This window comes from Alteribacter aurantiacus DSM 18675, assembly GCF_000429705.1.
GTDB lineage: Bacteria > Bacillota > Bacilli > Bacillales > Salisediminibacteriaceae > Alteribacter > Alteribacter aurantiacus.
The window spans coordinates 625,475-631,491 of the sequence record NZ_KE386942.1 but is presented as its reverse complement, the minus strand read 5'-3'; the positions used below and the strand labels follow the sequence as shown (position 1 = coordinate 631,491).

Below are 6,017 nucleotides of genomic sequence, written 5' to 3'. Positions count from 1 at the left end.
AGATCCCTCAGAGACGATGAGGTTGATAGGTCTCATGTGGAAGCGTGGCAACGCGTGGAGCTGAGAGATACTAATCGATCGAGGGCTTATCCAAAAATTGATGTTTGTTTAGTCTTCTAACGAAACTCTGTGAAGAGTGTCGAAGCTGTTATCTAGTTTTGAGAGAATATCTCTCTAACTTCATATTTGTCTAGTGGCGATAGCGAAGAGGTCACACCCGTTCCCATGCCGAACACGGAAGTTAAGCTCTTCAGCGCCGATGGTAGTTGGGGGCTCTCCCCCTGTGAGAGTAGGACGTCGCTAGGCAACATGAGAAAAAGCATTCACCTTTTGGTGGGTGCTTTTTTGTGTGGCTGTGGCTTTAGTCGAGTTAGCACTTACTTTAGTCTCCATTAGTCAGTTATAGAGCGAGCTCTCCTCTAAAGGATTGAATACATTCATATCCGAAGTAGAGGCCGAAGGCGATGAGGATGAGGCCGGCACCGACGGAGATGTATTGGATCGCTATGGGTTTTAGTAGTTTTCGGCTGTAGCTGACAATCCATGAAAATAGGATATCGTGAATCAAGATGCCTGTGACGATGCCGCCGGCTACTAATAGAAACGAGAGTGAGCCTTTGGCGTCGGTTAAGGAGGATGCGAGCAAGGTGCCTAAGATGCCTAGCCAGAACATGATGTAGCCTGGGGTGAGGGCGATGACGAAGCCGGAGCCGTAAGCTTTTGTTAGGGAAGGCTTCTTTTTTTTGTGTCCTTGGGTGAAGTCTAATGTGGTTGTAGAATCTTTGATGCTTTGAATTCCTAGATAGATAAGGAAGAGAAAGCCGATGAACCACATGACTGGTTGCAGGTAGGGAACGTCTAGGATGTAGGTTGAAAGACCAAAGTAGAACAGGAAGACGAGAAGGAGGTCTACGGTCATGCCGCCCATACCTACAAACCATGAGTGCCAGAAGCCTCCGCTTAGGCCTTGGCGAAGCATTTGAATAGTAACGGGGCCTACGGGGAGCGTGAGGGCGAGTCCGAGTAATATATAGGTGAAATAGGTATAAAGCATGGGAGTGCCTCCTTTTTTGCGAGCCTTGTTCTTTTTACTATACCACTTTGCTGTGTGGGGTTAGGGATAAATGCGGTTGTTGGGGTTTTGGGGGAGAGTTGAGGATCGTGTTTTTTAGCCTAAAAAGGTAGTTGACAGGTTGGGGGTTTGGACATACGATTACGTGTAGAAGAGGACGAAGTCGGGATTAGGGGTTTTTTGTATGAGTGCAAAGGGTGAGACGCAGAAACGAATTATAGAGACGGCTCATGTGTTGTTTATGGAGCATGGGTATCGGGCGGTGTCGACGAGGCGGATTGCGGATATTTGTGGATTGACGCAGCCTGCTTTGTATCATCATTTTCCGAATAAAGAGGCGATTTATCTTGAGGTGTTACGGACGGACTTGAGGCGAACGAGAGAGGCGATTACGCGTTTGGCGAAGGAGTATGAGGATGTCCGTGAGTGTTTGTTTCAGGTGACGTATTATATTTTGGGTCATTCGCCGGAGAACATGGGACAGATGGTAAAAGATATTCGCAGCGAGATGAGTGAGGAGTTTCGGGAGAAGATTCATCAGTGGTGGAATGAGGCTTATTGTTTGCCCCTTGTGGAGATTTTCGAGCGGGGGATCCAAAGTGGTGTGATTCGTGATCCTGAGCAATTTGATGCGTCGGCTGAAAAGTATGTGTGTGTATTGGTGAATATGATCAGCCAGTCGGTTCCATCCAGGCAGGAAGTGTCGGAGGAAGGTAGTGAGCTTTTGGCGAGAAAGCGTGCGTCGTTTATTTTGGAAGTGTTGCTAAATGGTTTGACAAAAGAAGGCGCTGGGAAAGGTTGACCTTTACCTTTTTCACAGCCTTCTTAACAAAGGGTAGGTATCCCTTTTGTGGTCTATACTTATCACTTGATAAGTTATATACTATAAAAAGAATAGTAGCTTATGAAAATAGTGGTTTTTAATCGGTAGCGAGGCTACAGAGGAGGATATCTGTTCATGAATGTTGCCAGTGAGAAGCTTGCTTTTTTTGAAGGAATGGTTGTGCAAGAGATTGAAAAGAATGTGCCTCACCCTTTGTTGATACAATTATCCCATGGGGGCTTGTCGGTGGAGTGTCCGTGGCGTTTATTTAAAGATAAGAAGATTGTTCTTGGACAGACGGATTTTTTACACGTAGGTCGCAGGGACTTTAATCGCGGTGTTCTCGATGAGGCGCTTCGGGATAAAATGGTTCAGCGCGTGGAGTGGTTGGATGACTGCTACATGTTGAGGGTAGCATTTAGTGGTGGATATGTGCTAGATTTGTTTCATGATAGTGGCTATCAGGAAGGCTGGGAGTTGTTTAGTGATGAGAACTTTTCGTTTCTTTCCTTACCTGGTGGCGAGCCGGAGTTGATTGAGAAGGATGACGACTAAGAATAAGAAAAGAAAATGGAAAAAGGTTATGTTTTATTTGATTCTCGCGTTTGGGTTCTTGGTTTTTGCGGGAATTACGTTCGTTCTTATTTGGGCGAGCAATGGGTATAGTGCCGAGAGCCAGGCGACGAATTATGTTCAAGAAGAGGTGGACCGTGATTCAAATACGGGGCTTGCCTTTGGTACTGGTGAGGAAGTGACGGGTATTGTTCTGTACCCGGGGGCAAGGGTGAATTACAAGGCGTACAGCTACTTGGCGCATCGTTTGAATGAGGAGGGCTTGTTCGTTTATGTTCCGAGGATGCCTTTGGATTTGGCGATCTTTAATCGAAACCGAGCTGGAGATGTGATGGAGAAGTTTCCGGGTGTGGATCGGTGGTACGTGGCCGGGCATTCTCTTGGTGGAGCGATGGGGGCGTTTTACGTAGCGAATCATCCTGACAGTGTGGAGGGCATGATCTTTTTGGCTTCCTATCCGGGGAATGACTTAACGGATGTAGGTGTTTCTGTGCTTTCAATCTACGGGGGCTTGGACGGGGTGTCGACGCCTGAGGATATTAAAGAGCGCGACGAGCGTCTGCCGGATGATGCTGTTTATGTGGAAATTGAAGAGGGGAACCATGCCAATTTCGGTTGGTACGGCCCTCAGCGGGGAGACTTGGAGAGTCCTCTTACGCCTCAAGAGCAGCAAGACATAGTAACGGAAGAAATCGTACGTTGGATCGGAGAATAAGAAGAAGCGGCTTCCTTTGAGGGGCCGCTTCTTTTATCTATTGGAGGGGGATCCAATCTTATTTAAATAAAGGCACTGAAAAAGTTGGGTTGTACTTTTTCAGTGGCCTCACGTTTAGATGATTTTTTTACGAATGGTCGATGATAGTTGTTCAACAGCAATTACAACTACAAGAATTAAGATAATAATCATGAGTGCTTCGTCAAATCGCCTTAGAGTAAAGGCGGTGGAGAGCTCCACTCCAATTCCACCTGCACCTACAAGTCCGAGCACAACAGCAGCTCGAATGGATTTTTCAAAAGCGTATAAGCCTGTTCCGACAAAAGAGGCAAATCCTAATGGAAGTACAGATCCACTGATTACTCCAAGCCTTGATGAACCGGTTGACTCAAGGGCTTGCGAAGGTCCTTTGTCCACTTCCTCAATTCTTTCAGAAAAAAAGCGAGCACAGAACCCGATTGTGTCAACAATAATGGTCAAAATACCGGCGAATGCTCCCAAACCTACAGAAATTACAAAAATGAGGGCCCAAATTAAATCGGGAATTGTTCGCATAGTGGAGACCATACCGCGGGTTGCTACTCGTATGAAGTTATTTGGAGAGGTGTTTCGTGATGCCAAAACGGCAATGGGTAAGCTTAATACTACTCCAATGGCTGTTCCCACAAGAGCAATCTGAAAGGTTTCATACATAGCACTTGATATGGATGAGATTCGACTTGGATCAGGTGGGAATGCAGAACTTACAAAATGAAACATGTTTCCAATGCCTGATGTGAGTCTATCAAACGTTACGTCAGCGTGTCGTAAACCTAGATAGAATAGTGAGACAAAAGCAATGATGAGTAAGATCGTCCCAAGAGAAGGCATTTTGAACCTTGGAGGCATTTGCTGTCTTAAGTTACTCATGTGTAGCACCTGCTTTTTGGAAAGATTCAAACGTGCTCTCTTTATTGTATAGAGTAGTTAGTTCTTCTTTTGATACTTGTCCTTTTATTTGGTCCATCACGAGTTTTCCGGAATGAAGACCGATAAAACGTTCGCCGTATTCAAGAGCAATCTCAGTTTGGTGGAGGATGCAAACAACAGTTAATTTACGTTCACGTACAATCTCCCACAATAGTTCCATGACTTCACGTCCAGCGCGAGGATCAAGGCTTGCAATTGGTTCATCTGCCAAAACAATTTCTGGATCTTGCATGAGCATACGGGCGATGGCCACACGTTGTTGTTGACCACCTGAAAGTTGATCGGCGCGTCTTTTAGCCAAATGGGCAAGTCCCACCCGGTCTAGACACTCCATTGCCTTCATTCTCATGTCATCGGATGCACAAAAGGCAAGTGTTTGTACAAACGTTTTTGAATTTCCCATGGCACCGAACAATACGTTTTGAAATACAGAAAGGTTATAGATGAGGTGGAAGTCTTGAAAAACCATTCCTACTTTTTTACGTAAAGGACGAAACTTCCGCTTTGAAAGAGTCGTAATATCGTGATCTCCGTATTTGATTTCACCAGTAGTCGGCTTCTCAAAACCGGATATACATTTGAACAGGGTGGATTTTCCTGAGCCATTATGGCCGAGGAGCACAACCCCTTCACCTGGATTTACTGTGAACGATACGTTTGTTAATGCGGTGGTGCCGTCAGGGAACGTCTTTGTGACTTCATTGACGGTAATTGAGTTCATGTAAAACGGCCTCCAATACAAATACTATTCAATCGTTAAACCGAGCGTCTCGTAAGCACGGCGCATTGGATCATAATCAGAGTCCGCAGCTTCTACAAATTTCGCTTCAATATACTTATCGTTTTCACCAGTTACAAGGATGCTTTCAAGAATTTCCTCTTGGTTTTCAAGAAGCAATCGACGTACCTCTTCTACAAAGTCTTCGGGAAGCTCCGGACTAGCAATGAAAGTGTCATTTGGTAGTGGAGGACCTTCGTGAAGCAAGCGGTATTTACCTTCGCCATCTTCTTCAACCATTTGATAGTAATCTTTAATTCCAGTAGCTAGTACATCAACGTCACGGTTTTTGAAAGCTTCAATACGTGCGTTATCTAGTAATTGGATGTTGAAATCACGGTCGAGATCGTATCCTTCTTCTATTAGGATCGAGCTTGGTCCGATGTGCCCACTTGTGGATCCAGCATCTTTCATCGCGATATCTTTTCCAACTAAGTCATCTAAAGAATGAATATCGTCATCTTCGTGAACGATTATTGCTGCATGATATTCTGAACGCTCAATACCAACGATCGGATAAGAGTCTGGTACAACAGAGTTGATTTGTACATATTCAGATGGACCGGCAAGCATCATGTCCACTTGATCGTATTCAAGGGCAGTGGCCCCAATAATGCGGTCTGTTACAGCGAAGAATTCCACTTCGATATCGAGCACATCTTCTAATACGTCTTTAAAAGGACCGAACTCACGTTGTAATTCTTCCATTCCTTCAACACCTGTGTCTGCAAAGCGCAGTTTTTCAGGCCACCCTTCACGGTCGCTTGTTTCTTCTTCGGCGGAGTTTTCGTCAGTACCAGCCTGTGCACTTTGTTCCTCTGTTTCTGTATCCTCTGAACCGCAAGCGGCAAGTAACCCTAACCCTAATGCAAAAATAGATAACTTCTTCCCAAACTGTTTCATTCTCTCTCCTCCTCGATAATGTCATGTTCGTTTAACACACTGCATACTTTACGTGTCGAAAATTAAGTCATAATGAAGAACAGGTAAAAAATAAATAAATTTTATGAACAACGTATGAATTCGCCAGCTTTCTGACTTTTATGAATCTCTAAGATAGATGAGTTTTGTTGAGTATTGATTTATA

7 protein-coding genes and 2 rRNA genes are annotated in these 6,017 nt (G+C 44.8%); 5 read left to right on the top strand and 4 right to left on the bottom strand.

Going from position 1 to position 6,017, the window contains the following annotated elements:
* A 23S ribosomal RNA gene (locus G476_RS0118550) occupies positions 1–94 on the top strand; the annotation flags it as partial.
* Positions 95–189: 95 nt separating this feature from the next.
* Positions 190–306: ribosomal RNA gene (rrf, locus tag G476_RS0118545) — 5S ribosomal RNA — on the top strand.
* 94 nt (positions 307–400) lie between these two features.
* On the opposite strand, the gene G476_RS0118540 is transcribed toward rrf, so the two are convergent.
* A complete protein-coding gene (locus G476_RS0118540) occupies positions 401–1,054 on the bottom strand; it encodes a LysE family translocator (RefSeq protein WP_026691415.1) in 654 nt (217 codons plus the stop codon).
* A gap of 202 nt (positions 1,055–1,256) precedes the next feature.
* Between G476_RS0118540 and G476_RS0118535 the strand changes: the two genes are divergently transcribed.
* The 3 genes from G476_RS0118535 to G476_RS0118525 all read left to right on the top strand — a co-directional run bounded on the left by G476_RS0118535 (position 1,257) and on the right by G476_RS0118525 (position 3,183).
* Entirely contained in the window at positions 1,257–1,874 is a 618-nt protein-coding gene (locus tag G476_RS0118535) for a TetR/AcrR family transcriptional regulator (RefSeq protein WP_026691414.1), read from the top strand.
* A 156-nt stretch (positions 1,875–2,030) separates the two neighbouring features.
* A complete protein-coding gene (locus tag G476_RS0118530; protein ID WP_026691413.1) occupies positions 2,031–2,450 on the top strand; it encodes a hypothetical protein in 420 nt (139 codons plus the stop codon).
* Entirely contained in the window at positions 2,440–3,183 is a 744-nt protein-coding gene (locus tag G476_RS0118525) for an alpha/beta fold hydrolase (protein ID WP_035187302.1), read from the top strand. The genes G476_RS0118530 and G476_RS0118525 overlap by 11 nt, the downstream gene beginning before the upstream one ends.
* Before the next feature lie 114 nt (positions 3,184–3,297).
* On the opposite strand, the gene phnE is transcribed toward G476_RS0118525, so the two are convergent.
* The 3 genes from phnE to G476_RS22470 are packed head-to-tail and all read right to left on the bottom strand — an operon-like array spanning position 3,298 to position 5,833.
* Entirely contained in the window at positions 3,298–4,092 is a 795-nt protein-coding gene (gene phnE / locus G476_RS0118520) for a phosphonate ABC transporter, permease protein PhnE (protein ID WP_026691411.1), read from the bottom strand.
* Entirely contained in the window at positions 4,085–4,873 is a 789-nt protein-coding gene (gene phnC / locus G476_RS0118515) for a phosphonate ABC transporter ATP-binding protein (RefSeq protein ID WP_026691410.1), read from the bottom strand. The genes phnE and phnC overlap by 8 nt, the downstream gene beginning before the upstream one ends.
* A 24-nt stretch (positions 4,874–4,897) precedes the next feature.
* Positions 4,898–5,833, bottom strand: coding sequence for a phosphate/phosphite/phosphonate ABC transporter substrate-binding protein (locus G476_RS22470; protein ID WP_051314926.1), 936 nt, complete (start codon positions 5,831–5,833; stop codon positions 4,898–4,900).
* Positions 5,834–6,017 lie beyond the last annotated feature (184 nt).

Coding starts and splice junctions, on each gene's coding strand:
- G476_RS0118540 (WP_026691415.1), bottom strand. CDS start 1,054: ATGCTTTATACCTATTTCACCTATATATTACTCGGACTCGCCCTCACG.
- G476_RS0118535 (WP_026691414.1), top strand. CDS start 1,257: ATGAGTGCAAAGGGTGAGACGCAGAAACGAATTATAGAGACGGCTCAT.
- G476_RS0118530 (WP_026691413.1), top strand. CDS start 2,031: ATGAATGTTGCCAGTGAGAAGCTTGCTTTTTTTGAAGGAATGGTTGTG.
- G476_RS0118525 (WP_035187302.1), top strand. CDS start 2,440: ATGACGACTAAGAATAAGAAAAGAAAATGGAAAAAGGTTATGTTTTAT.
- phnE (WP_026691411.1), bottom strand. CDS start 4,092: ATGAGTAACTTAAGACAGCAAATGCCTCCAAGGTTCAAAATGCCTTCT.
- phnC (WP_026691410.1), bottom strand. CDS start 4,873: ATGAACTCAATTACCGTCAATGAAGTCACAAAGACGTTCCCTGACGGC.
- G476_RS22470 (WP_051314926.1), bottom strand. CDS start 5,833: ATGAAACAGTTTGGGAAGAAGTTATCTATTTTTGCATTAGGGTTAGGG.